This is a genomic window from Streptomyces sp. NPDC096048 (genome assembly GCF_044763415.1).
Classification (GTDB): Bacteria; Actinomycetota; Actinomycetes; order Streptomycetales; family Streptomycetaceae; genus Streptomyces.
Genome location: NZ_JBIWGG010000006.1, coordinates 194107 through 218017, shown reverse-complemented (window position 1 = coordinate 218017; position 23911 = coordinate 194107). Strand labels below are relative to the sequence as shown.

Here is a 23911-nt window from a genome sequence, read left to right as displayed (position 1 = left end):
ACGCCCGGCGCGGTGCGCTCGGGCGTGTGAGGGAAGAGGGGGTCAGCGGGTGAGAAGGGGGAGCACCTGATCGGCGATGTACGCGTGGCCGGCGTCGGACGGGTGGACTCCGTCAGTACCGGGTCCGCCGGGGTTGGTCTGCGTCCCCCAGTAGCCGAGGCTGTTCCAGTAGTCCCATGAGTTCTTGCCGAGCGTCCACGTGTTGACCAGTGCGGCGCCGTACGCCTCGGCGATGGTGCGCGCCCGTGCCGAGTACTCGTGATAGATCGGCGCCGACTCATACCGGCCGATGTGCGGGATGACGATCATGACGTCTGTGTCGTAGTTCGCTTCGCGTACGGCGCGGAGCCACGACACGAGGTTCGTCTCCCACTGGGCGCCGGTTACCGGCGGTGTCGCTGCGGCGTCGTTCGGGGCCGCGCTGTAGATGGCCAGGTCTCCATGGAAGTTGGCGCCGCCGTTCCAGATGGCGCCGACCGTGGCGCTCTGCGCGGCGTAGCGGTTGGAGGCGGCGCCCGGTCGGGCGAGGTTGTCGACCACGACGCCGGTTGCGCGCTCGCCCTCGACTCCGCACACCGAAAAGAACTGGTCGGTGTCGGTTACCGTGCCTGCCCATGCGAGCGTCACCGTGTGCTCTGCCGCGCTGAGACCGCTCACCGTGGTCACCTGAATCGACGCCTCAGCGCCGCCGGCGTCCTGCACGGTGACCGGGGCGCCGCCATCGATCGTGTACGCCCAGGCCGCGCGCGTGCCCGCGGGCGGCGGCCCGGCCACCGTGTAGATGCGCACGGTCTCTCCGGTGACCCGGAATGTGATCGTCGAATCCGCGGTTTCGGTGTAGACGTAGGTGATTCCGGGTCCGGGGAGGCTGCTGCCTGCTCGCCACGTACCGGCCTGCTCGACCAGGCATCCGGCGGCCTGCCATGCAGGGATGGCGGCCGTGGCGCTGATGATGGTGGCGCTCCGGGACACAGGGAAGAAGCCGCTGCCCCCGTCGCCGTACTGGCTCTGTAGCGCGTTCTTGAGGCGGCCCACCCATGACGTGTTGATCAGGTCCGAGGCGTGCCACCCGGCCGTGGACGAGCCGCCCACGGCGATCACGCGGGCAAGGCCGGTACCAGCGGCGGCGGCGGCGCGTTTCGTCCGCCAGTACTCGCCCCACGCGTCCGGCACGTAGACGCCGAGCGTGTTCCCGGGGTCGCCCTTCGGCCCCGTCGCGCCCTGGATGCCCTGTGGTCCCCTGATGCTGCCCTGGTTGACCCAGGCGCCGTTCTCACGCCAGTAGAGGAACCCGGTGGACGTGTTGATGGACACGTCACCATCGAGGCCCGTACCAGGGCCGACGGGCCCCTTGTAAATCTTGCTGCCCGGGTCGCCCTCGGTGCCCTGCGGGCCGACCAGCGACGCGAGCCACTCGGACTCCGTGCCGGCGAAACCGTTCTCGACGGCTACCTCGTACGCGCTGTCGCCGCGTACGGCAACGTACGTCGGCGTGGTCGGATCGGTCGGCGCGATGTCGGCGATATCGACCGTCGGCGTTTCCGCGGGCAAGAGAACCTGAAAGGGGGGCCGGTTGCTGACGCCCGCGAGCTGCTCGGCCACCTGATACGACCAGCCGGACGGGTTCATACCGGGCGCGTCCGTGGCCGGGAGGTCGACCTCGAAGGCGCCGGTTGCGTCGAGCGGCGCGGTGACGGGTCCGCCGAGGATGACGTCATAGTCGGGGAACGTGATCAGGCTCGGCGCGCGAAAGATGACCTGCCCGGAAAGGGGCTGTCCTTCGTCGTCGAGGGACAGATACCGGCCGGTGACGCGGACTGTGGGAATGCCGTCAGGCAGCATCGGCGGCCCCCTCTGTGGTCGTAGCGGCGAGCGTGACAGGCGGGTTCGGTGCCTGGTCCTCGCTGGCCGTGTTGTGGGTGTAGGCGGTCAGGAGACGGGTTTCGACTTGCTGTCCCGCTGTCTTGGCCCGGTGGTCAAGGGTGATCGTGATGCTGTTCAGGAACCCCACACCATCGAGCGGATAGTCGATGCTGCGAGTTGTCCACTGGTCGGCACCGCAGTCCCATTCGTCGATGGTGGTCACGTTGCCGTCATGGTTGATCGTGAGACGGCACTGAGCGCCGCCGGTACCGGCGTACGTCTGGAAGGTGAAGAAGGCGACCGCGTTGTGTATCGGGGACCGTCCCGCCCAGGCGGCGGCGTAACTGTCGCTGGTGTACCGGCCCCGGTTGTTGGTCGGGTGCATCTGCAACGGCAGCCACGGGCGGCCCAGGAACTCGTCTGACCATGCGTCGTCCATGACGATGACCTCGCCGCTACGGGACCGCATCCGGACCATCTGAGCGCCAGTGAGAGCGTCGTCTCCGACAGTCAGAGCGTTGGCGCCCTGTTCTCGTCGGAGCGTGACACCCCAGTCCCCCTCTGCGGTCTGGCCGACGACGAACGTTTCGGTTCCACTGGGGGCCCGCGTGATGAGCTGTCCGCCCTCGCCGATCACCACGTCACCGTTGAGTACCTGGTTGAGGGCGGGGCGCATCTGCGCGCGGCCCTCCAGTTGCCTCACTCGGCGTTCGAGCTTGGCCAGCCGATCGAGGACGTCTTGCGGGACGTGTGGCACTACGGGACCTCCAGGTATAGGCGCGCGGTTTCGGGTCGGCCGCGTTCGGGTGGGGTGAGGGACATGCCGACGACGCGGTATCGGGCGTCGAGCCGGTCGGCGTCGGAGTGCCACAGGTCACTGATGCGGAGTCGGATCGTGGCGCCTATCAGGGCGGGCGTGATCTGCCCGCCGAGCAGCACTTCGACTTCCGGAATCACTACGGGGTTCCGCGCGGTCGTTGAGTCGGCGCGGGCGTGCGCGTCGAGGGTCGGCTGTAGCTCAACCGTCGTGTAATCGCTTGTGCCGTCGAGGCGTGGCCAACCGGCCGTCACGTCGTCGGCGTCGACGAGCAGCTCAGACATGAGCGGGTACGAGTCTTCGGCTTGGTTTTGGTTGATCGTTGCGCCGCGCGACTGCCAGGCGTTCGCCTTCTGTGTGGCGTCGGTTGGCCAGGTGTAGGACAGCACCGGGCCCGGGTGGTCAAGGACGATATCGGCGGCACCTGTGAGGAGCTTGGGGTAGCCGAGACGAAGCCGCTTGACGCGCCTCCCGTCGGTGTCCCGGTAGCTCGCTATGCGCCACTCGAAGCCGCCCTCGACGGCGGCGAGGTCGTCGAGGAGGTCGCCCACGGCCGGTAGGTCGTACCGGAGGTACGTACGGTCGCGGAGCACGCCGGACGTGTGCGTGTCGTACGTGATGCCGATATCGCCACCGTCGGTGTTCTGCACGTAGTCGACCAGGCCGCGGGCGATGTCGAGTTGGTCGACCTGCTCGGCTACCTGCGTGTCGTACAGGAGCCGGCGGTACAAGTACGACTCCCACCCGCCGGCCTGAATCTGCGCGCCGAGGAAACCGCGCTGGTCACTGGCGAGCGACAGTGTCCAGAGGATTCCGCCCCACCAGATATCCCGCCCGCGCTCCACCCACACCCCGGTACGTCCGGGAACCAGGGCGCGGCGCGCGCGGTCGGCCAGGGCGCGGTTCGCGATTGGCACGGTGCCACGGAATGAGCCCGTCTTGCCGATGTAGTCATCCAGGGTCACGCCTTGTACGGGCAGCGCGTCGAGCAGCTGGTCGGAGCGTAGGTCACAGAGCAGGATGCGATACGGGGGCGCCAGCATTCGGGCCCCCTCTCACTGCACGTAGGTCTGGCTGATACGCAGGTTGGCGCCCGTGCCGATGGAGACGCCGGGCGACCAGGACCGCAGCGTGACCGACCGGTTCGGACTGAGGTAGGCAGCACCGAAGCCGTAGCCGTCGGACGCCTGCGCTTCGAACCCCCACGACGGGGCCCAGCCGCTCGGCAGCGTTCCCACCACGACGTCGCCCAGGTTCGGATCGGAGGGCAGCGCCGCACCTGTCCGCCGGATCTCGATCGAGACGCTGACCGTCTGACCGTCACCGGAGCGGCGCGCGTCGAACGTGACCAGCGACCACCCGGACGTCACCGCGAACCCTGTAGTGATCACTGTGCGCGGCGCGGGCGGCGGCCGGTACAGCTCCCACACGCCCGCGGTCGCGTTCCAGCGTTCCAGCTCGCCGCCGTTGTCGCGGTACTGACCGTCGTACGCACCGTCGAAGCCGAGGCCCCAACCGCGCGGGATGATGCCGCCATACGACGACGTGAACCGTCGCCGGTCGGCGAGCGCCACGCCCCAGTCGATACCGCCCACGCCCGCCGACGTGCCCGCGGGAATGATCACATCCCACAGCCGGACCGCGCCCGACGGCATGTCCGGCGCCTGCGGGTCCGAGCGAGCCTCGCCGGGCACCCGTTCGATGACCGCGATGGTCTGCCCCTCGACGTTGTACAGGCCGTCGTAGACGCGCACGGCCACCGAGTCGATGCGGGCGAACTGCGCGTCACCGTCCGGGAAATCGATGGTCACGGGGGCATCGAGGCAGACCGGGTAGGCGCCCTGGGCGTCCGTGCCCTGCGCGATCGCGCGGCCCACACCGATCTGAAGCTTCATCGCGCCGGCGCCCGTCGCCGCGAACGGATTGCCGCCCGCGATCACACCATCCCGGCTCCGTAGTTCGGACTGCGGGGCGTACGTGCCCAGCGGGGACAGTCGACTGTCCGCGCGGGTCTGTCCCGGCTCGGAGCCGCCGGGCAGCAGCCATGCACTACGCACGGTCGATCACTCCTTTACCAGTAGGCCGACCGCCACCGGACCGTCACGGACGCGGCGGGGTCGGTCGAGCCGGGAGCGGCCCGGAAGATGAGAGGGGTTGTCGCCGGAACGAGAACGTCACCGACCAACTCGCCACCGGCGAGCGTGAACGTCTGCTCGGGCACCGAGCGGTTCGTCACCGTGCCGATCCGCGACGCGGTCCCGTTGAGCATCACCGTGCCCGCGCCGGTATCGACCGTCAGCACGTCATCAGCCGCCAGGGGGAGGTCATATTCGAGCACCTCGCCCGTGCCCACCTTCGTGAGCGACGGACGGACCACCGGCCCCCGGAACTCGATCACGGGGTGTGCGGGGGCGTCCCCCGCGTTCGTCGCAGACAGGGCGCCCGTGCTTCCCGGCGTCCCGAATTCCAGCGGCCAGCCGAGCGCCTCGGGCCCGGAGGCTATGTTCCAGTCGAGGCCCGGCTCAGGCGCCGGCAGCCGCGCCGTAGCCGACTGCTCCGTCAACGCGTACCGGCGGGCATCGGTGGCTTCCCACTGCACCGCGCCGTCCTGAATCGAGCCCACCCTGTAGCCAATGCCCGTAGGCACGATGCGGCGTACCGCGCGGGCGTAGGCGAGCAGCGGCCCGCGTTCGTCGAGCCACACCGCGAGGGGCTGTTCGTCCTCGACGATGGCCGTCCCAGCGTTGAGGGCGCCGACCACCGCGCCGATACGGTCGCGGGGCGCCCGCACCATCAGCCCGTCAAGGCCGATCGTGCGGGCCTGAGCAAGCAGGCGGCCCGGGAACGCCCCGTGCGCGTCGCTGCGGGCAACGGTGCCGGAGTCGAGGGCGGGCAACTCCTCCCAGCCGGTGAGGTTCTTCCACCGGTACGGGGTGCCAGGGCCGATCAGCAGTGCGCCGTATTGGATGTGTCCCGGACGGGTCACACGGTCACCAGCAGCCACGGTCACCCCCTTGCCTTCGCGAGCCACTGAAGCGCCTTCGCGTTGTCGTCAGGTGAGCCGTTCTCGGCGGCGTGCCAGTGCTCGACGTGCAGCACCGGGCCACCGGCTGAAGATCCGGCGAACGGGTTGCCGCCCGTGCTCGCCGTGCCTACCGCGCCGCCCGCACCCGCAGGTGACAGCGACGGAAGGGACGGCATCGGGACGAGGTCACGCATGGTGCGTGCGACCGCGCCGGCCCCGCTCTTGATGCCGTCGACGATGCCGGCGGGAATCCAGCGACCGATCTTGTCCCGCATCAGCCGCGAGGGCGAAGCGATGCCGAGTGCCTTGGCGATCGGCCCGGGGATCATGTTCTTCGCGAAGCTGATCAGCTGCGACTTGAGCCAGCCGCCCATGCCCTGGATACCGCTGAGCAGACCGCGGACGACGTCCTGACCTTGGCCGTAGAGCAAGTTGCCCAGCGTGCCAACGGCCGAGGCGATCATGCGTGGCAGTCCACGCACCCACGACACCATCGACAAGGCCCGCTCCACGGACGCCTGCTTGAAGCGGTCCCAGTGCGCGCGGGCAGCACCCGACAGTTGACCGCCGAGCCCGCCCAGTGCGCCCACCGCGCGGCCCGGAAGCCCCTGCACGCCTGAGATGAACGACGCCCACGCCCGGCTCACGGGCCCGGATACGTACTTGGACCACAGCCCGGAGAACCACGTCGATATCGCCGCGCCGAGCACGGAGAACACGGTTCCGGCTTCACCGGCCTTTGCCTCAATCCAGCCCGTGAGAGACGACCACCATCGCGGAATGCTCTCGCCGAGTGAACTGATCAGATCTTCGACGAATCCGAAGACGATCAGCCCGGCCGTCGCGGCGAGCCCGCCCGCGATGAGCAGCGGAAGCATGGACAGCGCGATCAGGATCGCGCCCGCGATCGCTGCGACCTTGAATACCTGCGTCGGGTTCGAGGTGACGTAATCGGCGATCGTCTGGCCGAAACCGATAAGCGACTCGATGACGATCGGGCCAAGCTCCTTGACCTTCTCGACGAGGCGTTCGCCGAGAATGCCGAACGCGTTGACGAACTGGTCTACGCCTCCATTGGCGCCCTCTGCGGCCTCCGACCAGATGCCGCCGAAGGTGCCGGTGACGTAGGACCTGAAATCCTCCATGCCGGGAATGACTGTGCCGCCGAGAAAGTCGACAACATTCTGTTGCATTCCCCGCTTGAATTGCTCGATCCGTGTGCCCGCGTTGTCTCGCAGGGCATTGCCCATTTCGTCGGCCTTGCCACCGACCTGCCCCAGCGCGTCTACGGCCTTCGACGGATCGAGGGCGAGTAGCGCCTTCTGCATGTCCTCGGACTTGGTGCCGAAAAGCTCGGTAGCAGCCGCATCGCGCTTGATCGGGTCTTCCATCTTCCGTAGCGCGTCGAGCGTCATCTGAAGCGCTTCGGTGGCCTCCGGGCCGCCCTTGCCGATCTTCTTGATCATCTCGTCGGAATTCAGCCCGACGTTCTTGAAACCGGACGCGATTTTCTCGGACCCCTGCACGCCCTCAATCGTGAATTCCTTCAACGCGTCCGACACCGTGTCCGTGTCGCGCGCACCCGCCTTGAGACCCTGTGACAGAAGCCCGGTCGCGGTCGTCGCGTCAATGCCAAGACGCTGGAAAATGACCGAGTACTCATTGAAGCTGTCGGCTATGTCGTCGGCGCGCGGACCCATCTTTTGCAGTCCGGCGGTAAGCGCGTCAAGGGCTTCCGTGCCATTCTTCGCGAGTCCGGTCTTGATCATCTGCCCGACAGCATTTGCGGTCTGACCGAGGTCCAACTCGAAAGTAGAGGCAAGGTCGGAAACGCCCGTGGCAAGTCTTTCGAGTTGCGCCTCGGTCGCATCCGGCGGGGCGATACCCGCGCGCATTACCGCACTGATGGCGTCAGCCGCGCCCTGGAAATCGTCAGTGACCGCGTTCGCGTACAGCTTGCCCGCAAGCTTTCCGTACCGCTCTGCCTCAGCCGGTGTCGCGCCCAACTGCGCGCCCAGCTTGCCTACGATCTTCCCTTGGCTGAGGGCCTCCCCGAAGCTCGCGGCGAGCAGGGCGCCGGCCGCGAGGCCGACCGCCGCCAACCCGGCTTTCAGACTGTCGCCGATGCGGGTAGCGATGCCGCCGCCCGCGGCTTCCGCGCCCGCGCCTGCCGAGTCCTCAACGCTGCTTGCGAGCCCCTCACCCGCGTCGCGGCCTGCGGTGACGAACCGGCCCCGCAGGTCCCGCAGACGGCCATCCGCGCCGCGTACGACGCCATCGCCGATGTTCTCCCCCGACCTGCGGGCGTCGCTCTCGGCGGCGGCCAGCCCGGACCGCATTGCGCTGTCGTCGACGTCGAGTACGGCGAGCAGCTCGCCAACCGTGAGTGCCACGCCGGATCACCTCCTCGGGTGTCCGGCGCGTGGCCGGGTGCTACTGAGCGGGGATGCCCGTGATGCGGGCGATTTCGTCGGGGGAGTCGACGCGGCGCGGCGTGCTCTGCCACGCGCGGGGGAACCGGGCCTCGCCCGAAAGGGTGCTGATCAGGGTCAGGAACCGGCGCGTTGACATGGCGGCCAGCTCGGGCCCGGTCACCTGGTGCTCACGGGAGAGGTCGCCTTCGACCGCCCGCCATTCGCGGATCACCGCTTGCCAGAACTCCCGCGCTTCCCGGTCTTCTTCTTCCGCCTCGCCGCCCGGTTCGGCGCCGGCGCTTTTCCCGCGGCCTTGGCGGCGGCCTGGCGGTCGTACAGGTCGGCGGCGCCCTGCATGCTGAGGCTGCCCGCGGAGCGCATGTTGGCGCCCGCGTAGATCAGCACGATCGAGAACTGCCGGTCGGTCATCCCCTGTTCGGCCCACTCGTCGAGAGCTGCGGCGCCGAAGATCGGGGTGAGGACCTTGCGGATGTCGGCGACGTCCTCGCTGTTCTGCACGCGCTCCATGCCGACCGTGAACATCAGCGGCAAGCTGTCGGGGAGCGTGTACGTACGGCCGTGCAGGGTGAGCGTCTGGCGCTCGCGGTTGCCCTTGCCGACTTCCTCGCCGAAGAACGCGTCAAAGTCTGCGGCCATGTCGGCGCCGGTACCGGCCTGGTCGTCGTCGTAGTCGTCGCTGTAGTCGGTCACGGGACCACGACCACGTCAGCGACGGTCGGAGCACCGCAGCGCGTGAACGTCGCCGCCCACGTCGTCTTCTCGTTGTTGCCGCCGCCCTGCTCGCCCGGGGTGACGGTCGCGGTCCAGATGGCCCACTTGGTCTGGGACTTGTGACGCCACCGGACGCGGCCCTGCGATTCGACACCGAGGAGGTTGGTCCACACGGTGTCGATGTACGCCTGGCCGGGGTCCTGGGCCTTGGTCGTCTTGTCGATGCGGTACTGGCCGGTGATGGCGAGGGTGGCGCCGCGCTGCATGACGTCCTGGCCGTACATGCCCTCATCCTCGAAGGCCGTGATGTCGGCGACCTCCTCGTTTTCCCCGGGGTTGTGGGTGAACGTGTTGATACCGGCCACGGGGAGCCACGTCTCCGTGGCGGCGTCGGCGTCCTCGACTTCGAATATCCAGCCGCGGGCATCGATCGGGCGGGTGGTGCCTGCCATGGGCGGGCCTCCTTACGGGGTAGGTGTGGGGGCCGCGTAGTCGATCGCGGCGTTGGTGACGTGCTCGTGACGGCCGTTGGCATCCGGGCCGAGCGGTGACGGGCGCGGCGCGGTGGCCAGCACCAGCCATGACCCGTCCGGCAGCTCGACGCCCGCCAGGCCGTGCAGGGCGTCGCGGAGGGCCAGGCAGCGACGCTCCGACGTACGCGGGTCGTTGTCGCCGCGGACCCGGATTTGCAGCCGGGCCACGTCGGCGTCGTCGCGGGCCTCGGTCGTGCTCGGGCCGTACAGGGTGAAAGACACGGCCCGGTCGGGCTTGGCCGGCATCGTGCCGACGAACGTGTCCCCCGTGACGCCGGTCGGGTCGAAGGTGAGCAGGCCGAGACTGTCGAGGTAGCGGGCGATGCCGTCCGTCAGATCAGCCACGGAGCGACCGCCGTACCTGCGCGGCGATCAGGTCGAGGATCACGCCCTCTTCCTCGGCGAGGGCGTTCTCCAGGAACTTCGCCTCGCGGCCCTCGTCGTGCCGATATTCCAGCTCCTCGTGTTGCCGGACGGCGTACGGGGTGTCGTAGCTGACGACGGTGTCGAGGTTGGCCTCGTCGACGGTCACGGTCCCGGAGCGTTCGAGGGTGGCCTCCTCGATCGGTACGCGCTGGTTGGACACCTCAAGCAGGTGCTCGCCGCCGATCCGGAGCCCCCGCAGCGCGCCCGCGCGGGCCTTGCGGTTGGCGGCCTGGCCGTTCCATCTGACGCGTGTGCGGCTCACTCGCAAGCCACCTCCGTACATTCGGGCAAGCCCATGCCGGGCGCGGTGTGCGGGGCGACCGCGATCACGGTGGTGACGCGTCCGTCGGGCAGGGTGATGCGGGACTCGGGCGGACACTGGGCGGCGAGGTCCGGCTCGGCGTAGACCGTGGCTGTGCTGGTGACCTCGCGGCCTTCCCTGTTGCGGACGACGCGGATACGGGCGTCGACCAGGGCGCGCACATCGGTGATGGGCTGGCCGTACGTCTTGCCGTACCCGCTGTCACCCGCGTACGGCTCGACCGTCACCCGGTGCCGCAGCAGCCATCGGGGGAGTCTCACCAGATCACCCCCGGCAGCAGCCCGGCCCGACGTAGGGCGCGGTGCGCGCGCGGCCCTAGGTCGACCTCGTTAGGGTCGCCCGCGGCGTCCCGGCGGTCGCCGAGCGACACCGGGCCGAGTGAGACGGAACCCCACCGGCCCGCGGCCCCGCTGCCGTCGTCGCCGGACTCCTCGCGATACTCGACCGTCGCGCATGTGGCGTCGGCGAGGGCCTGCACAACGGCCGGATCGGTTGGCATGCCCGCGGCGTTCGTCGCGTACAGCGCGGTCAGTAGCGCGCTGTCGACGTCCTCGGACGCGCGGGCGAGCAGGCGCTCAGCGTCGGCCGGCGCGGGTTGGCCGGTCCACGCCGTGAGCTGCTCCGGGGTGGCGTAGACGCGGCCCATCGGTCACCCCTCCTTCGGTGCCTTGGAACGCGAACGCCCCGCCGACTTGGGCGGGGCGTCGTCCTCGACGGTGTAGCCGTGCCGTCTCGCGTAGGCGATGGCGGCCGGATCGATGGTCTCGGTGCGGCCGTCCTCGAAATGGAGGCCGGCCACGCCCGGACCGGTGAAGCCGGGCACGGGCGTGATGATCACTGCCACGATCAGGCCACCTGGATGTTGCGGAAAACTGCGGCGGCCTTGGTCGCCTTGAGCGCGACACCGACCGGGCCCATCTCCACCTCGCCGCGCTTGACGGCACCCGCGTTGCTGAAGTCGGGCAGGTAGCTCGACACCAGCTGGCCCCCGGCGGTGGCCACACCGTGGAAACCGTCGAGTCCGGCGCGGTAGGCGTACAGGTCCGTCAGGTTGTCAGTGGACACCGTGGCGACGGTGCGCGTCTCCACGGGGATGATCGGGTCGTTCGTGCCCGCCTTGGTGCCCGGGTCGGCGAACGTGACGTTGCCGTACATCTCCCGCTCGATCGGCCGGCCGTTGGCGCCGAGCAGCCCCTCGATGGGGTTCTTGGTGTACATGCCCGCACGGCGGGCGGCGGCGCGCACCCGCGCGAGCGCCTTGGCGTTGCCGAGGATGATGGACGGCTCTCCGTCGAGCAGAGACAGGAACTCGTCGATGGCGTCGAGGGCCTTGTGTTCGGCGCGGGCGTTGGTGTCGAAGTCGGACCAGTTGGTGACCTCGCCGAGCCGGAACTCGGTGCTGGAACCGGTCAGGGCCTTGTCGAGGCCGTCGAAGCCGTTCGCGTCGACGGTCACGTCACCGTTGATCACGGCGTCCTGGAATTGCGTGCTGGTTGCCTTGATCTTCTGCGCCATGTTGAGCGCCACGGAGCCGGACGCGGCCGGGCCGATCCGGGCGATGACGCGGTCCACGGAGAACGATCCGCCGAGTACGGCGAGGTCGACGGTGTACCGCTCGGTCGTGACGTTGCTGTCGACGTACTCGGAGTTGAGCGCGCGGAAGCTGGCGGTCGGCTGGGTGATCAGGCGCCGGTAGCCGTAGGTGAGGGTCGCGCCCCCGCCGGCCGGGTTCACGGCCTGGTCGAAGGTGAGCGAGTCGAGGACGACGGACGCCTTCCGGAACTCGTCGATGACCTGAAGGTCGAGGTCGTCGGTCGTGTTGTTCTTGGCCTCGGCCAGAGAGATAGCGGGCACGGGCGGTACTCCTGTTCATGGGGCCGCCCGTGGTCCGGGCGGCGGAGATCAGTTCGCCGCGAGGCGCGCGGCGATGGCGTCGTTGAGGTTCTTGGGGCGGGCTTCGGCGGGCGGCTGTCCACCGAACTCGGCGCCGCCGCGGGCGGGTCCGGTCACCTGGGCGGCCAGCCGGGGGTTCGCCTGTACAGCGGCGGTGATCGCCGCAGTGACGGCGGCCTGGTCGGCGGGGTCGACCGCGGCGAGCGCGGTCATGGCGGTCTGGCTGTCGAGCAGGGCGGCCGGATCGGCGCCCGCTGCGGCGGCGGTGGTGTAGACGGCGGACTGCACGGCGGCCTGTCGTGCTGCGGTCTGCGCCTGCGTGACGGCGGCCTGAGCCCACTTCGGCAGTCGACTGACGTCACCCTCGGGCGCGTCGGTCGGGGCCTGCGGTGCGGCCGGTGCGGTGGGGTTCTGCGGCGTGGTGCCCTGCGCCTTGACGCGCCATGATGCGGCCTCGGCGCGGAGGCTCGTGATGTAGTCGCGGGTCGCCTGGTCGAGGTGGTCAAGGCTGCCCGGTTCGCCCTGCGCGGCCGGGGCCGCGGGTGGGGTGGTAGGCGCGGCCGGGACCGACGGCGGCGCGGTCGGGGCCGGGGGCGTGGCCGGTGCCGCCGGGGCACTCGGCACGGCCGGAACGGCGGGCGCTGCGGGAGTCGACGGGGCGGCCGGGGCCGCGGGCGCGGCGGGGGTCGGGGTGGACATGACGGGGCCTCCTGGGCCGTAGTCGGGGCAGGCGCGCGCCTGGCGGCCTGCGTGTTCGGGGCAAACAGAAACGGCCCCCTGCGCCTGGCTGGGGGCCGTCTCGGGTGGTGCTGTCAGTGGCGTGTGTTACGCATCGTCGTCAACGTCGGCGGGTATCGGCGCGGTGCGGGCGTAGCCCTTGATCCATGCAGTGCGCAGTAGATCGCGGTGCGGGCAGACGGCCGGCGGGTCGCCTCGGCGTCCGGCCTCGGCCCCCTCCTGCATGGCGCGGGCGATGTCTTCACGCGTTCCCATGTCACCTCTTCTGCTCCTCGGCCCACTTGTTGTCACGGGCTCCGGCGGCCCATCGCTGGGTCTTGCCGGTCACCATCTCGACGAACTCGGCCTGAGTGAGCCTGCCATGTTCGGCCCACCAGTCTTTCAGCTCATCGGACGCGTAGGCGTAGGCGATACGGGCGGGCCCCCGGAACAAGCTGCCAGGGTCGATGCCCTTCTTCCTGCCCTTGGCGTTGAGCAGGTAGCCATTCGACGCGTCTTCGGCGTCGGCGTACTGCCTCCACACGTACTCGTCGTACAGGGCGCGGGCTTCGCGGCGGGTGATGAGGTGCCGCTCGTCCTGGTCGTCGTCGTCGCCGCGGTGCAGCTTGGCGGCGGCTTCCTTCACCGCGGCGAGTGCTGCGACGTCGTCGGCGAGGGCACCCCATCCGTCCGGGTCGGGCGCCGGGTGCATGGCTTCGGCGAGAGCGTCGCGGTCGGCGAGCAGGTCGGCCACGGCGTCACCCGTGGCGGCCGGTGCCGGTAGCTCGATGGCGTCACGCCGGTCCATCTCCGCAGCAATCCGCAGGATCTCGTCACCGTCGGCGTACTGCATCGCCCAGGCAAGCGTGTCGTCTCCAACGTCGGTGAGGTCGGCGGCGAGACGCCCGCCCGGGAACGTCGAGGCGAGCAAGTCGCGGCGGTGCGCCTCGGCTGCAAGCTCGGCGACGTCGTCCGTGCCGTGCGCGAGGGCGTTGCGGACGCGCGCGGCGAGGTCGTCGTCAGACAGGCCGACCAGATCGGCGCGGACGTCCGGGAGCCGGGCGGCGACGTCGCGGCGGTCCAGCTCGGCCGCGATCCGGATCGCGGCGCGGTCGTCGACCAGGCTGACGATGCGGCCCAGCTCGGCGTCACTGAACGCGGTCAGGTCGCCGGCGAGAGAACCGCCCGGGGCGGCGCGGTCGAGGAGCTGCTCAGTGTCGCGGCGGTCGGCCTCGGCCTCGATCCGGGAGCGGGCCCGGGGGTCGAGGAGGTTCGAGCGCATGGCGGCGGCGAGGTCGTCGTCAGACATGGCGCGTACGGACCGATCGTCGCCGGACCATACGCGGGCGGCCTCGACCTGCTCGGGCGTCGGGTCGTTCCTCGGCGGCCGGCGGTTCGCGGGAAGCTGCGATGGGTCGAGCTGCTCACGGTGACGCAAGCGGCGTAGGTCGGGGTTCGCGGCGAGGTGCGACCGCATGGCGCCCTGCCACTGCCGTATTTTGGCGCGGGCTACGCGCTGCGCCACGGGGTCGGTGGACGCTGCCGCGCGGCGTTTCCACTTCCGGATCGTGCGCTCAATCTCGCGCTGACGCTGCCCGGCCTCGTACCCGTCCGGGTCGCTGCGGGCCTCGTCGAGCCGCGTAATGCCGGGCGTGTAAGCGGAGACGGAGTGGCGGCAGTTCGGGTGCTGCAAACCGGCGGCACGGGCTTGGTCGAGGCTTCCGGCGACGCGGACACGGACCATGCGGCCGTCCTCGATGCCGTGCTCTACCTCGACCGTGCGCGCGCCTGCGGGCCCGCCGATCGTAAGTACCTTCCTCTCCCACCGTCGGCACAGGGGGCACTCTCGCGGCGCGTCGGACACGATGACCAGGTCAATCCCGGCGTCGGCAAGCGTGTGCATGTGGGCTTCGGTCGCGGCGCGGCCCACAGAGGTACGAACGGCCATCTCGGCGTAAGCGGGCAGCGACCAACGGCGGCCGGACCGGTCGACGAACGACGTGATGCCCTCATCGGCCCACTTCCGCATGGCGTCCTGCGTGGCCTGGCGGCGGGTGCCGGTACCGAGCAGAGGCGTGGCGGTGACCTGCGCGACGACTGACCGGAAGCGATCGACGATCGTGCGCAGGATGCTGCGGTGGCGGTCGGTGACGATGTCGACGGCGTGTTGCGCCAACCGGTCGACCGATTGGGCGTTCGGGGTGACGTCGTCGACCAGGCGGCGCGCGTCGTCGGACAGGGCACCCAGCTCGGCCACGCCCGCACGCGCGCCGGTGTTGTACGCCTCGGCTACGACGTCGAAGATTTCCAGCTCGACGGCGCGGCCCAACTCGTCGACGATGCCCTGAGACGCACGGCGTAGGGCCTGTACGGCGGCGAGCTTCTTCTCGGCCCACCCGGGAGCGTCAAGCCCCTGGGCGAGCTGGCGGGCGATGATGGTGAGTAGCCGCTCCTCGGCTCCCGCGTACAGGTCCCGAGTGCCCGCGGCGAGATCCTCGACCATGCCGGGATGGATCGCCACGGGACACCCCCTGTCACATCGGGAACGTGCCGCCCGGATCGGGCGCGGCCTGCCCCGTCTCGTCGAGGATGCGCGCAACCTCGGCCTTCACCGCGGTGTCGTCCAGCTCGGGCGACCGCATGCGCACCTTGAATTCGGTGCTGGCGGCCTGGGCGCGGGTCAACATCTCAATCGTGGTGGCCTTCGCCAGGGGCGACTCCGCAACGGGCTGGAACGTGACTGTCGGCCGCTCGACCTTCAACCCTCGCGTGAACTGGGCGCGGTCGAGGTCGAGCAGTACCTCACAGAAGTCGCTCAACCCGTAGCGCCAGTATCCGGCCTTCTTCTTCGTCGTCGTCTTCGTTCGCTCGGCTTCGCTGTCGACCTCGGTCGCGGTGACGGCGGCCCCGTCGGTGGCGAGACCGAACGACCGTGCCGAGTAGCCGGCGGACCGGGCGGCCTGCCTGACGATGCCGTCTGCGGTCGCCGAGTGCTCGGCAACCCTGATCGCGAACTGGGCGAGGGTGATGCCTGCCGCGCTGTTGTCGGTGGGTGGGATCTTCAGTCCGGCGTAGACGCGGCGGTCGTCGTCGAACGCGGCGCCCTGGCCTGGTCCCATGTTCTGTAGGTACGCCTCGGGCACCACCAGGCGGGCACGGGCGAGGTCGAGGTCACGGAGCCACGACGTCCACGTGTCATCGAGGGCGCCGAACAGGTCGTAGATCGGGGCCGCGTAGTCGCTGCGCCCCATCGACGAACCGCGGTGCAGCCGGTTGGGCAGCATGTTCGGCACGTAGACGGCGGTGAGCCGCTGTGTGCCGGTTTTGATGCTCACCCCGTCCGGGCCGAGCGAAGGCACCAGGGCGGCCGTGTCGGCGTGCTCGGTGAGCGGGACGGCGCGGCCGAGATTGTCGGGGGTGCCTTCGTACAGGGCGTGCAGGATGCGGCCCGGCTCGTGCAACTCCAGGTGCCGGTGTACGGTCTGCGACCCGTCCCCCGGCAGGGCACGCCAGAAGATCACGCTGCGGAGCATGCCCCAGCGGAACGTGGGTACGGCCTGGTCAGCCTGTACGACGTCGGGGATGGGCCGGTCTGGGATCGTGTCGCGGTCCCACGTGGCGCGGAGGTAGACACCGGAGATCGCCGCGGACTGCTCGGCCGCGGACAACAGCATGTGCTGCACGCGGGCCTCATTGAGGATGGTGTCGAGGCGGTCTTGCGTGGCCGTGGTCTTGCACCGGATCGCGGGCATGTCGCCGAACAACAGGTCGGCGGAGGTGGAGGCGATGTCCCCAGCGAGGGGGACGTGTAGCCGCTTCTCCCGCTTCGACGGGTAGAGCGGCTCATCCCGCCGGCCGAACCTGCGGCGGCGGTTGTCGCCGCGCATCTGCGGGTGCTGCTCGCCCCACTCGTGCGCGCGCATCAGCTCGTCGGGGTCGCCGCGATACCACATGTCGTCGCGGCGCATGTGCCGGTACGCCTCCGCCATGTTCGGCGGCGGCCATGCGGCCCCGTTCTCAGGCAGCGGCATCGGGGCTCACCTCCTGGTCGTCGGCGCGGTCGAGGGCGTCGGCGGCGGCCCGGAACAGCTCGGCGAGATTGGCCTGTACGGTCTCGCCGGGGTCGAGGGTGAGCGTCCCCACCTGGCTCGTGTGGCCGCCCACGGTGAGCGCCACGGGCAGCGTGACCGTGGGCGGGAGCGGCGGCGTGATGGCCATGGGTCCACCTCCTAGGCGGCGAGGGTGAGTAGGTGCCGCCACTCGTGGGCGGTCGAGTGGATCGCGTATCTGAGCGCGTCCACGGAGTGGTCGTTGATCTTGACGGGCTTGTCCTCGCCCTTCTCGGCGGCTTTCTCGTCCCAGACGTAGCCCGGCATTTCGGTGATCAGGCCGGTGCAGGATCGGTGCACGCGGAGTAGGCCGGCGGCGAGTAGCGACGCGACGTCGCGGATACCGTTGGCTACTTCGTTCGCGGCCTTGGCAAGGTTGGGGAATCCATCCTCGTATGCCTGCGTGATGAACGATGCGGCGCTTGGGTCGACGAACGACCACTCGGGGGTGACGCCCTTCGGCGCGGTGGCCGGGGCGCCCGGCGGCCGGTAGTCGGCCAGCCATGCCCGGATCGCTGCGGAGTACTGCGCGTCGGTCATCTGCCGTTGCGCCTGGCGGGAGTCGTGGCGCCACTCGGCGCACGCGTACAGGCGGCCGTCGACGCCCTCGCCCAGCAGGATCACGCTGGTGGCGTTGACGGTGCCGTAGTCCATGCCGAGCCAGTAGCGGCGCATCTCGGGCAGCTCGTCGACGACGTGCTCGGCTTCGTCCCACGCCTCGTAGATGGCGCCCTCGGCCATGACCCACAGGCCCATGACGTTGCGCTTGTAGAACAGGCCCCGGTATGACGCCTTGGTGCGCGCCTTGTACGCGTCGGAGAGGCCCGGGTTGTCGTCCATGACGAAGTGCCACGACCTGAGCCGGGTCTCGCGCGGACGAAGTAGGTACTCCTGCTTCGCCCAGTGGTTCGGATTGTCGGGGTTGGTCGTCGCGTAGATCCTCGAACCCTCGACGCTGCACCGGGCGTTGAGCTGGTCGTAGAAGCTCTTGGGGAGCGTGGTCAGCTCGTCGACGTACCCGCCCGCACAGGTGAGCCCTCTTACCTTCGGCTCGGCCTGGGCATCGTTGGCGCCCAAGGTGTGCACGGTGCGCCCCAGCACGTTCGCGGTCGGGGCGCCGTTCGTGTAGTGGATATCCCGCGTGAGCGAACCAAAGATCGTGGGGTCCATGAGCGGGCCGAAGACGTTGCGGGCGAGGCTGTCGCGCGTACGCCCGACCATGACCAACTCGCCCCCGGCGGGCCGGTTGGTCACGAAGTCAAGCCATGCGATCAGGGATGCGATCGTCTTGCCGGATCGCACGGACCCTTCCCACACGTTCTGAAACGCGCGGGCCTCCATGATCGAATCGATCTGCTTCGGGGAGAGCGCGAGGTTAGGAGTCGTCATCGGCGGGGGCCTCCGGCTCCTCGTGCTCCGGGGGCGGCCCGCCGTGCCGCTCGGCGTAGTTCCGTGCGAGCCCGGCCATGAGTTCCCCGATGACGCTGCGGGACTCGGCGCCGGCGTCGTCCTTCGGCGGCACCAACTTGAGGGACCGGTCGACGGCGGTCGCGATGATCGACATGATCGACCGCCGGTCGGCGGGGGTCGGCTCGTCGGCGAGCTTCTCGGCGTACTCGTGATCCTTGCCGCCCCACTCCCAATACAGGGTGGGCGCCTGCATCTTCCCCAGCTCGCGTTCCGCGGCGTCCTGGAGACGCTCGGCGAACGCTGCTCGGCGCGCGGCGAGGTCGGCCTTGCGTACGGCGGTGGCAGCCTCGACCTGCGGGGCGCGGTCGAACTTCAGCGGGGGATCGAACGCGGCGGCGATCTTCGAAACGGTCGAGGGGCTGCGCTTGATGGCGCGAGCGATGTCGTTGCGGGACTTCCCGTCGGCGTGCAGTCGCTTGACGGCGGCGCGGTCCTTCGCGGTGAGGGGGCGGGCGACCATGGCTCACCCCCTCGGCGCGGTCAGGCGTTCAGCTCCACGCGGTGGCGTACGGCCTCGGCAGCGAGGCGCCACGCGTTCTGTACAGGCGTCCCCAGCTCGCCCCACGTGGGGAGCTGCTCGCCGCGGACGTTCTTGTTGTCGGTGCTCTTGGCGTACGCCTCGTAGGCGTCCTGGGCGAGGCGGTCGGTGGCGGGGCGGACCTTGTACAGCACGGGCGGCCTTCCGGTCGGTGGACGTGAGAACGCCCCGCGGCGCACGGGCGCGGCGGGGCGTGGTCTGGGGTGGTGCTACGTCGCGGGGCAGGACCGTCCGTCGAGGGCGGCGAACTCCGTCTCCCCTTCGTCGAGGCCGGTCGCGGCTGCGCCCATGTTGCCTACAGCGACCTTGCCGTTGGCGAGGCGTGCCGCGGACTTGTCGGCGCCGACGGTGGCGCAATCGATCTGCACGAAGTAGCCGGCTTCGTCGGTGAGCTTCCTGGCGACGTCGTTGAAGACGGCTTCCAAGCCCTTGGTGGAGTCGACCTCGACCGTGACGTTACGGGTGTTGCCGGTCGTCTCCTGCTTCGTGATCTCGTACGCCGGCACTGTGGCGGCGGGCGGGTCGTCGGCCTTGTCGTCGTCGGGTGCGCCGATGTTCGCGAGGGTGGCGAGGACGATCAGGCCACCGAACGGGATGACGACGGCGAGGAGAATGCGGCGTCCTCGGCGGCGTTTGGCGGCGGCGACGGCGGCAGGGTCGTAAGGCTGGTGGTGCACGGGTCCCCCCACGGGATTGCTGGTGTGTCTGGGGTGAGACACGGTGGGGGTGGGGATGGTTGCACGGGGCATGCGAACGCCCCCGGCGCGGTGGGCGGCGGGGGCGTTCGGTACGTCGGTCGGCTTGAGCCGCTCGGGGCGGGGTCGAGGTTTCCCACGACAGGCGACCGTCCGTGTCCGGGCATGCCGGGGTCGCCCCCGACTTTAGGTCACGGAAAGGTCACGGCGCAACCTGCGCGCGAACCGGTGCGCGTCCGGTCGTCGGCGGTGCGTCCTCGGTGGTGAGGTGGTGCGCGGTGGTGCGCATGCTGGTGCGGCGTGCGTCGGCGGCGGCGCGGATGATGCGCCGGATCGGCTCGGGAAGCGCACCGGTGCGGGGGTCCATGAGGCAGTTGAGGTCTTGGACGGTGCGCGGGTCGAGGGGCTGGAGCAAGCGCGGTGCGGGCGCTGCTCCGCTGGTCGCGGGGGTGGTGCGCTCCGTCTGCTCCGGGGTGGTGCGGAGGATGCGGACGACGGTGGTGTGGTGGATGCCTTCCTGGCGCGCGATGGTGCGGGCGGATGCTCCGTCGGTGGCGAGCTGACGTATGCGGGCGTTGCGGGCGGTGCGCTCCGCGGGGGTAAGGTGCGTGCTGGCCATTGGGGGTTGCTCCCGGTGGTTAGTCGGGTCCGGCCGGTGGTGACGTCACCGTGTCCGGGCCCGCGTCCGTTGGTGGGCTACTCGGCGGTCGGGCAGTCCTCGCCCGACCAGTTCTTGTGTGCGAGGTCGCAGCGTCGGCACCGCAGGCCAGCGCTGGGCGTCGGATGGTGCCAGTCGTGCCCGCTCGTGTCGGCGGCGCGCTGCTCGCGCAACTTCCTGTAGACGTAGGACGGCGTCACGCCGACGATGCCGGCGATGCTCTCGGGCCCGCACCTGCCGGTGGCTTCGGCCTCGTCGAACAGGGCGGGCAACTCCGGCTCGATGCCCTTCCACGCGCGGCGGATGCGTCCGGCTTCGTTGAGTCGTTCGCGGATGGTCGGCGCGGCGGGCTGCTGCGGGGTCTGCTGCTCGGTGTAGTCGTCCAGGAAGATGATCATCTGTCGCAGCATGGCAGCGGTGATTCCCTCTGGGGCCGCGTCGAGTTGTGCGGCGAGGTCGGCGCGGAGCTGGGCGACGGTCGGCCCCTGTGTGCTCATCGTGCAATCTCCATCGTGCGTTGGGCCCGCCCTCGGGCGAGGGCGGGTGGGGTGGTCAGGCGAACAGGGCGCCCTGTTCCGTGTCGGGCTCGACGTCGAACAGGGTGGGCTCGGGGCTGGTGACGTGGGCGCCGATCCACTCGGCGCGCCACGTGCCAGCCTGGAACTCGGCCTCGGCGGCGTCGATGGCCTCGCGGGCGATCGGGTTGACCTCTCGTTCGTGGTCGAGGGCGGCGCTCAGTTCGGTGAGGGCGGCGCGCCATTCCGGGTCGGTCGGGTCGGGGTTCGTGCGCACGCGTTCTGCGGCGCGGTGGCTGCGCTCACGGGCGGCCTGGGCCTCGGCGCGTTCGCGGGCCTCGGCCGTTCGGGCGGCGCGTTGGGTGTCGGCCTGCTCGACGGCGAGGGCGGCGGCGACGGCACGGCCGCGGTCGGTTGCGCGGTAGTGCATCACCCTGAAGACGCGCCCCTCGAAACCGACGAACGTCTCGCCCGTGTCGTACTTCTCGGCGAGGCCGCGACGGATGAGCCCTTGCAAGCTGGGGTCCGTCACGCCCTTGGGCAGGTTGGCGAGGCCGGCATCTCGGAAGTCGCCGGCGGCCACGACGGCGGGCAGAACCTTGCGCATCTTCGGTGTGAGGGACTGGGCGAGGGCCTGCTCGGCGGCGCCCTCGCGGTGGTCGTTGGCGACGGCCTCGGCCTCCGCGCGTTCGCGGGCCTCGGCCTTGACGCACGGGGCACACATGCGGGTGCCGACGCCGGGCGTTCCGGTGGTCCGGCCGCAGTAGGTGAGGTGGCTGCCGGGCTGCTTGTAGTGGCTGGTGTGGCCGCGTCCAACGACGTAGGTGTCCATGGGGGTTGCTCCCTTCGGTGGTGCCGGGTGACGTCCGGCGATGCATACTGTACTGAGTTCTGTACTCGGTACACAAGCGGGTCGAGGAAAAGGGGCGCACCCAACTTTGCGGCGCGCCCCCGGAGTTACGCGGCGGCCCGGTCCCGGGCGGCGCTCAGCGCGGCCCACAGCCCGACCAGATCGGCGCCCCGCCACGTGCGCCGGCGGCTGTCGAGGATGACGGGGGCGGGGCAGGCTTCGCCGCGGTCGCACGTGACGTACGGCTCGCCGCCGGGCACGGTCCGGCCGGTGAGCGTGCCCCGGCACCAGGGGCACGGGGCGTCGAGGGTGATCGTTCGGCCGTCGCGGTTCAGGGCGCGCTCGACGGTGGCGCGGGCGCGGCGCACGGTGGCGGCGGCCTCGTCGAGGGTGCGGAGCGGCAGGGCCGTGAATAGGTCGCCGTGCTGCTCGCCGAGTATCCGGCCCTCGATCCACACTGCGGCCCAGTGCAGGCCGTAGGCGCGGCTACCGGGCGAGGCGGCGCGGGCGGTGACGCTGGCGTTGTGGGTGGGGAGGTGCCAGCGGGCGGGGTCGTCGCGGTCGGCCTGGTCGTCCTCGAACCGGCCGACGCTTCCGGCTCCGTCGAGGGTGTCGAGGACGTGACGTCGGCGCACGGGGCGCTGCGCCTGCTCGGCGATACGGTCGGCCAGTTCGAACAGGGCCCGCTCGACGTCCATCGCGGCGTCGAGCGCGTCGAGGTTCACGGGCGCGGGGTGCTCGCGCAGGATGAGCGGCATGCGTCCGATGACGGGCTCAGGGTCGGGCTTCAGGCCGTGGTCGTTGATGTAGGCGCGGGAGTCGCGGGGCGGCCACTCGTCGGCGGGCTGTACCTCGATGGCATACAGGAGGTCGCCCCACTGCTCGCGGATGGCGCGCAGATCCTCGGCGGCCTGCATGGTGCGGTGGAAGTCGGCACGGACGAAGGCGCGGGTCTCGTCGAGGTAGGCGCCGGCAGGCTGGAAGCCGCGGATACGGGAGGGGGTGTTCACGACGTCTCCTCGGAGATGGTGTAGACGGTGCTGCGGAGGGTGGGGCGGGTGGCGAGGCTGCGGGCGGCGCGCTCGGCGCGGCGGCGGGCGCGGGCCTCGGTGCGGGCGAAACCGCTACGTGAGCCGCTGGGGCACGACGCGCGCCATGTCCAGCGGCTACCGAGGATCTTGGTCTCGAACGCGTTGAGGAATCCGACTTCGCGGATCTCGATGCGGGCGGGGGTCTGCACGGGCGGCTGCTCCTGGGCGGGCGGGCGCCCCGCGGTGGTGGCGGGGCGCCGGGTGGTCACGGACGGATGGCGATACAGACGGCGCGGCATGGGCAGTCGGCGGGGCACGGGGCGGACGGCTTGGGCTCGGCCTCGTCGAGGGTGTTGCGGATGGTGGCCCGGTCCGTGATCACTGCGGACCCGCGGGCCGGTCCCACGGCGATGAGCGGGGCTTCGGTGGGCGGGTTGTAGGTGGGCTCCTCACCCGCGCACAGGCGACGCACGTCGCGGCGTACGCCCTCGCACACGTCGCCCTCGTACGCGGCATCGATGTACTCACGGATGCGGTCGACGGCCTGCACGGCGGGGAGGTCGGCGGCCATGGCGGCGCGGTCGGCCTTGCGGTCGCGGCGGCACGCTATCCACGCGAGACGGTACCGGTGGCGTTCCTGGGCGAGGACGTCAGCGGCGCGGCTCTCGGCTTGGGCGCGCTGCATCCATCCGGTGCGGTTGTCGGCCATGCTGGCGAGAGCGTGCTCCAGCTCGCGGATACGGGCGCGGCGGATGTTGAGGCGGCGCTGTCGGGCCTCGGCGAGGGTGCGCTGTTCGGTGGCGCGCTGCCGGGCGGACTGCCATGCGGCCTCGAACCGGTCGGCACTGCTGCGGGCGGCGTGCAGCTCGGCGGCGATCACGGCGCGTTCGTGCTCCAGCTCCTCGACGCGCTTGCGGTCGGCCTTCACGGCGGCGCGGGTTGCCCAGTCGTGCGCCTGTGCGGCCCAGTCGATGAGTGCCGGCCACTCGTGGTCCCCGCGGGCGTGCAGGGCGGTGGCGAGGGCCTGGCGCTGCTCGTTGAGGGTGGCCTCGGCGGTCTTGGCGCGGTGCTCCAGCTCGCGTATGGCGTCGTCGGCGGCCTCGCGGTGCTTGCTGTAGGCGGTGCCGGTCTCGCCGAGACTGCGGCGGGTCTGGTCGTAGGCGCGTTGCTCCTCGCGTACCTGCTCGGCCAGTAGGGCGGCCTCGGCAGTGGTGAGGCGGCCTCGGAGTGCGCGGCTGAGAAGGTTGTCGAGGAGGTCGCGGCGGTCGCGGCGACGCTGGGCGGTCGGCTTCATCGGCTGGGC

30 protein-coding genes are annotated in these 23911 nt (G+C 70.5%); all 30 read right to left on the bottom strand.

The genetic code is table 11. The features are described 5' to 3' along the window. Positions 1-42: 42 nt before the first annotated feature. Positions 43-1842: a GDSL-type esterase/lipase family protein gene (locus ACIQ6R_RS18190; protein WP_404222407.1), complete on the bottom strand. Its 1800-nt coding sequence runs from the start codon at positions 1840-1842 to the stop codon at positions 43-45. Then, positions 1832-2566 (bottom strand): hypothetical protein, encoded by a 735-nt coding sequence (locus tag ACIQ6R_RS18185; protein ID WP_404222406.1) that lies wholly within the window; start codon positions 2564-2566, stop codon positions 1832-1834. Before ACIQ6R_RS18185 ends, ACIQ6R_RS18190 begins: the two co-directional genes overlap by 11 nt. 53 nt (positions 2567-2619) lie before the next feature. Continuing rightward, a complete protein-coding gene (locus tag ACIQ6R_RS18180; protein WP_404222405.1) occupies positions 2620-3723 on the bottom strand; it encodes a hypothetical protein in 1104 nt (367 codons plus the stop codon). A 12-nt stretch (positions 3724-3735) separates the two neighbouring features. Beyond that, positions 3736-4620, bottom strand: a complete 885-nt coding sequence (locus ACIQ6R_RS18175) for a hypothetical protein (RefSeq protein ID WP_404222404.1) — start codon at positions 4618-4620, stop codon at positions 3736-3738. A gap of 131 nt (positions 4621-4751) precedes the next feature. Then, the gene (locus tag ACIQ6R_RS18170) at positions 4752-5684 is read right to left on the bottom strand and encodes a hypothetical protein (RefSeq protein ID WP_404222403.1); all 933 of its coding nucleotides are present in this window, start codon (positions 5682-5684) and stop codon (positions 4752-4754) included. A gap of 2 nt (positions 5685-5686) precedes the next feature. Beyond that, positions 5687-8098 (bottom strand): phage tail tape measure protein, encoded by a 2412-nt coding sequence (locus tag ACIQ6R_RS18165; RefSeq protein ID WP_404222402.1) that lies wholly within the window; start codon positions 8096-8098, stop codon positions 5687-5689. Positions 8099-8138: 40 nt separating this feature from the next. Further along, positions 8139-8351 (bottom strand): hypothetical protein, encoded by a 213-nt coding sequence (locus ACIQ6R_RS18160; RefSeq protein WP_404222400.1) that lies wholly within the window; start codon positions 8349-8351, stop codon positions 8139-8141. After that, complete coding sequence (locus tag ACIQ6R_RS18155; RefSeq protein WP_404222399.1) at positions 8348-8830, bottom strand: hypothetical protein; 483 nt, start codon at positions 8828-8830, stop codon at positions 8348-8350. The genes ACIQ6R_RS18160 and ACIQ6R_RS18155 overlap by 4 nt, the downstream gene beginning before the upstream one ends. Further along, positions 8827-9303 carry a phage tail tube protein gene (locus tag ACIQ6R_RS18150; protein ID WP_404222398.1) on the bottom strand — a complete coding sequence of 159 codons (477 nt, stop codon included), beginning with the start codon at positions 9301-9303 and terminating at the stop codon, positions 8827-8829. The genes ACIQ6R_RS18155 and ACIQ6R_RS18150 overlap by 4 nt, the downstream gene beginning before the upstream one ends. Positions 9304-9315: 12 nt before the next feature. Next, positions 9316-9729, bottom strand: coding sequence for a minor capsid protein (locus ACIQ6R_RS18145; RefSeq protein ID WP_404222397.1), 414 nt, complete (start codon positions 9727-9729; stop codon positions 9316-9318). Continuing rightward, positions 9722-10072, bottom strand: coding sequence for a hypothetical protein (locus ACIQ6R_RS18140; protein WP_404222396.1), 351 nt, complete (start codon positions 10070-10072; stop codon positions 9722-9724). Before ACIQ6R_RS18140 ends, ACIQ6R_RS18145 begins: the two co-directional genes overlap by 8 nt. Next, positions 10069-10392, bottom strand: a complete 324-nt coding sequence (locus tag ACIQ6R_RS18135; RefSeq protein WP_404222395.1) for a hypothetical protein — start codon at positions 10390-10392, stop codon at positions 10069-10071. The genes ACIQ6R_RS18140 and ACIQ6R_RS18135 overlap by 4 nt, the downstream gene beginning before the upstream one ends. After that, entirely contained in the window at positions 10389-10778 is a 390-nt protein-coding gene (locus tag ACIQ6R_RS18130) for a hypothetical protein (RefSeq protein WP_404222394.1), read from the bottom strand. Before ACIQ6R_RS18130 ends, ACIQ6R_RS18135 begins: the two co-directional genes overlap by 4 nt. 3 nt (positions 10779-10781) lie before the next feature. Then, positions 10782-10976 (bottom strand): hypothetical protein, encoded by a 195-nt coding sequence (locus ACIQ6R_RS18125; protein WP_404222393.1) that lies wholly within the window; start codon positions 10974-10976, stop codon positions 10782-10784. A gap of 2 nt (positions 10977-10978) precedes the next feature. Then, the gene (locus ACIQ6R_RS18120; RefSeq protein WP_404222391.1) at positions 10979-11986 is read right to left on the bottom strand and encodes a major capsid protein; all 1008 of its coding nucleotides are present in this window, start codon (positions 11984-11986) and stop codon (positions 10979-10981) included. A 48-nt stretch (positions 11987-12034) separates the two neighbouring features. After that, positions 12035-12724, bottom strand: a complete 690-nt coding sequence (locus ACIQ6R_RS18115) for a hypothetical protein (RefSeq protein WP_404222390.1) — start codon at positions 12722-12724, stop codon at positions 12035-12037. Between the two features lie 126 nt (positions 12725-12850). Next, positions 12851-13018, bottom strand: coding sequence for an Rmf/CrpP fold protein (locus ACIQ6R_RS18110; RefSeq protein WP_404222388.1), 168 nt, complete (start codon positions 13016-13018; stop codon positions 12851-12853). A 1-nt stretch (position 13019) separates the two neighbouring features. Further along, entirely contained in the window at positions 13020-15263 is a 2244-nt protein-coding gene (locus ACIQ6R_RS18105; protein ID WP_404222387.1) for a phage minor capsid protein, read from the bottom strand. Positions 15264-15276: 13 nt separating this feature from the next. After that, positions 15277-16773, bottom strand: coding sequence for a phage capsid protein (locus ACIQ6R_RS18100; protein WP_404222385.1), 1497 nt, complete (start codon positions 16771-16773; stop codon positions 15277-15279). Then, positions 16760-16960, bottom strand: coding sequence for a hypothetical protein (locus tag ACIQ6R_RS18095; RefSeq protein WP_404222384.1), 201 nt, complete (start codon positions 16958-16960; stop codon positions 16760-16762). Before ACIQ6R_RS18095 ends, ACIQ6R_RS18100 begins: the two co-directional genes overlap by 14 nt. 11 nt (positions 16961-16971) lie before the next feature. Further along, entirely contained in the window at positions 16972-18240 is a 1269-nt protein-coding gene (locus tag ACIQ6R_RS18090; protein WP_404222383.1) for a PBSX family phage terminase large subunit, read from the bottom strand. Then, positions 18227-18781, bottom strand: a complete 555-nt coding sequence (locus tag ACIQ6R_RS18085; RefSeq protein ID WP_404222382.1) for a helix-turn-helix domain-containing protein — start codon at positions 18779-18781, stop codon at positions 18227-18229. The genes ACIQ6R_RS18090 and ACIQ6R_RS18085 overlap by 14 nt, the downstream gene beginning before the upstream one ends. A gap of 20 nt (positions 18782-18801) precedes the next feature. Beyond that, a complete protein-coding gene (locus tag ACIQ6R_RS18080; protein WP_404222381.1) occupies positions 18802-18993 on the bottom strand; it encodes a hypothetical protein in 192 nt (63 codons plus the stop codon). 75 nt (positions 18994-19068) lie between these two features. Next, a complete protein-coding gene (locus ACIQ6R_RS18075; RefSeq protein ID WP_404222379.1) occupies positions 19069-19536 on the bottom strand; it encodes a hypothetical protein in 468 nt (155 codons plus the stop codon). Between the two features lie 220 nt (positions 19537-19756). Then, complete coding sequence (locus tag ACIQ6R_RS18070; RefSeq protein ID WP_404222378.1) at positions 19757-20173, bottom strand: hypothetical protein; 417 nt, start codon at positions 20171-20173, stop codon at positions 19757-19759. Positions 20174-20250: 77 nt separating this feature from the next. After that, on the bottom strand, positions 20251-20709 hold the full coding sequence (locus tag ACIQ6R_RS18065) for a hypothetical protein (protein ID WP_404222377.1): 459 nt from the start codon (positions 20707-20709) through the stop codon (positions 20251-20253). A gap of 55 nt (positions 20710-20764) precedes the next feature. Next, positions 20765-21559, bottom strand: a complete 795-nt coding sequence (locus ACIQ6R_RS18060) for a hypothetical protein (protein WP_404222376.1) — start codon at positions 21557-21559, stop codon at positions 20765-20767. Positions 21560-21684: 125 nt separating this feature from the next. After that, complete coding sequence (locus ACIQ6R_RS18055) at positions 21685-22587, bottom strand: hypothetical protein (protein WP_404222375.1); 903 nt, start codon at positions 22585-22587, stop codon at positions 21685-21687. Continuing rightward, the gene (locus ACIQ6R_RS18050) at positions 22584-22877 is read right to left on the bottom strand and encodes a hypothetical protein (RefSeq protein WP_404222374.1); all 294 of its coding nucleotides are present in this window, start codon (positions 22875-22877) and stop codon (positions 22584-22586) included. Before ACIQ6R_RS18050 ends, ACIQ6R_RS18055 begins: the two co-directional genes overlap by 4 nt. Continuing rightward, a complete protein-coding gene (locus tag ACIQ6R_RS18045) occupies positions 22874-23902 on the bottom strand; it encodes a hypothetical protein (RefSeq protein ID WP_404222373.1) in 1029 nt (342 codons plus the stop codon). Before ACIQ6R_RS18045 ends, ACIQ6R_RS18050 begins: the two co-directional genes overlap by 4 nt. Positions 23903-23911 lie beyond the last annotated feature (9 nt).

Coding starts and splice junctions, on each gene's coding strand:
- ACIQ6R_RS18190 (WP_404222407.1), bottom strand. CDS start 1,842: ATGCTGCCTGACGGCATTCCCACAGTCCGCGTCACCGGCCGGTATCTG.
- ACIQ6R_RS18070 (WP_404222378.1), bottom strand. CDS start 20,173: ATGGCCAGCACGCACCTTACCCCCGCGGAGCGCACCGCCCGCAACGCC.
- ACIQ6R_RS18095 (WP_404222384.1), bottom strand. CDS start 16,960: ATGGCCATCACGCCGCCGCTCCCGCCCACGGTCACGCTGCCCGTGGCG.
- ACIQ6R_RS18130 (WP_404222394.1), bottom strand. CDS start 10,778: ATGGGCCGCGTCTACGCCACCCCGGAGCAGCTCACGGCGTGGACCGGC.
- ACIQ6R_RS18090 (WP_404222383.1), bottom strand. CDS start 18,240: ATGACGACTCCTAACCTCGCGCTCTCCCCGAAGCAGATCGATTCGATC.
- ACIQ6R_RS18115 (WP_404222390.1), bottom strand. CDS start 12,724: ATGTCCACCCCGACCCCCGCCGCGCCCGCGGCCCCGGCCGCCCCGTCG.
- ACIQ6R_RS18045 (WP_404222373.1), bottom strand. CDS start 23,902: ATGAAGCCGACCGCCCAGCGTCGCCGCGACCGCCGCGACCTCCTCGAC.
- ACIQ6R_RS18150 (WP_404222398.1), bottom strand. CDS start 9,303: ATGGCAGGCACCACCCGCCCGATCGATGCCCGCGGCTGGATATTCGAA.
- ACIQ6R_RS18110 (WP_404222388.1), bottom strand. CDS start 13,018: ATGGGAACGCGTGAAGACATCGCCCGCGCCATGCAGGAGGGGGCCGAG.
- ACIQ6R_RS18180 (WP_404222405.1), bottom strand. CDS start 3,723: ATGCTGGCGCCCCCGTATCGCATCCTGCTCTGTGACCTACGCTCCGAC.
- ACIQ6R_RS18065 (WP_404222377.1), bottom strand. CDS start 20,709: ATGAGCACACAGGGGCCGACCGTCGCCCAGCTCCGCGCCGACCTCGCC.
- ACIQ6R_RS18085 (WP_404222382.1), bottom strand. CDS start 18,781: ATGGTCGCCCGCCCCCTCACCGCGAAGGACCGCGCCGCCGTCAAGCGA.
- ACIQ6R_RS18060 (WP_404222376.1), bottom strand. CDS start 21,559: ATGGACACCTACGTCGTTGGACGCGGCCACACCAGCCACTACAAGCAG.
- ACIQ6R_RS18100 (WP_404222385.1), bottom strand. CDS start 16,773: ATGCCGCTGCCTGAGAACGGGGCCGCATGGCCGCCGCCGAACATGGCG.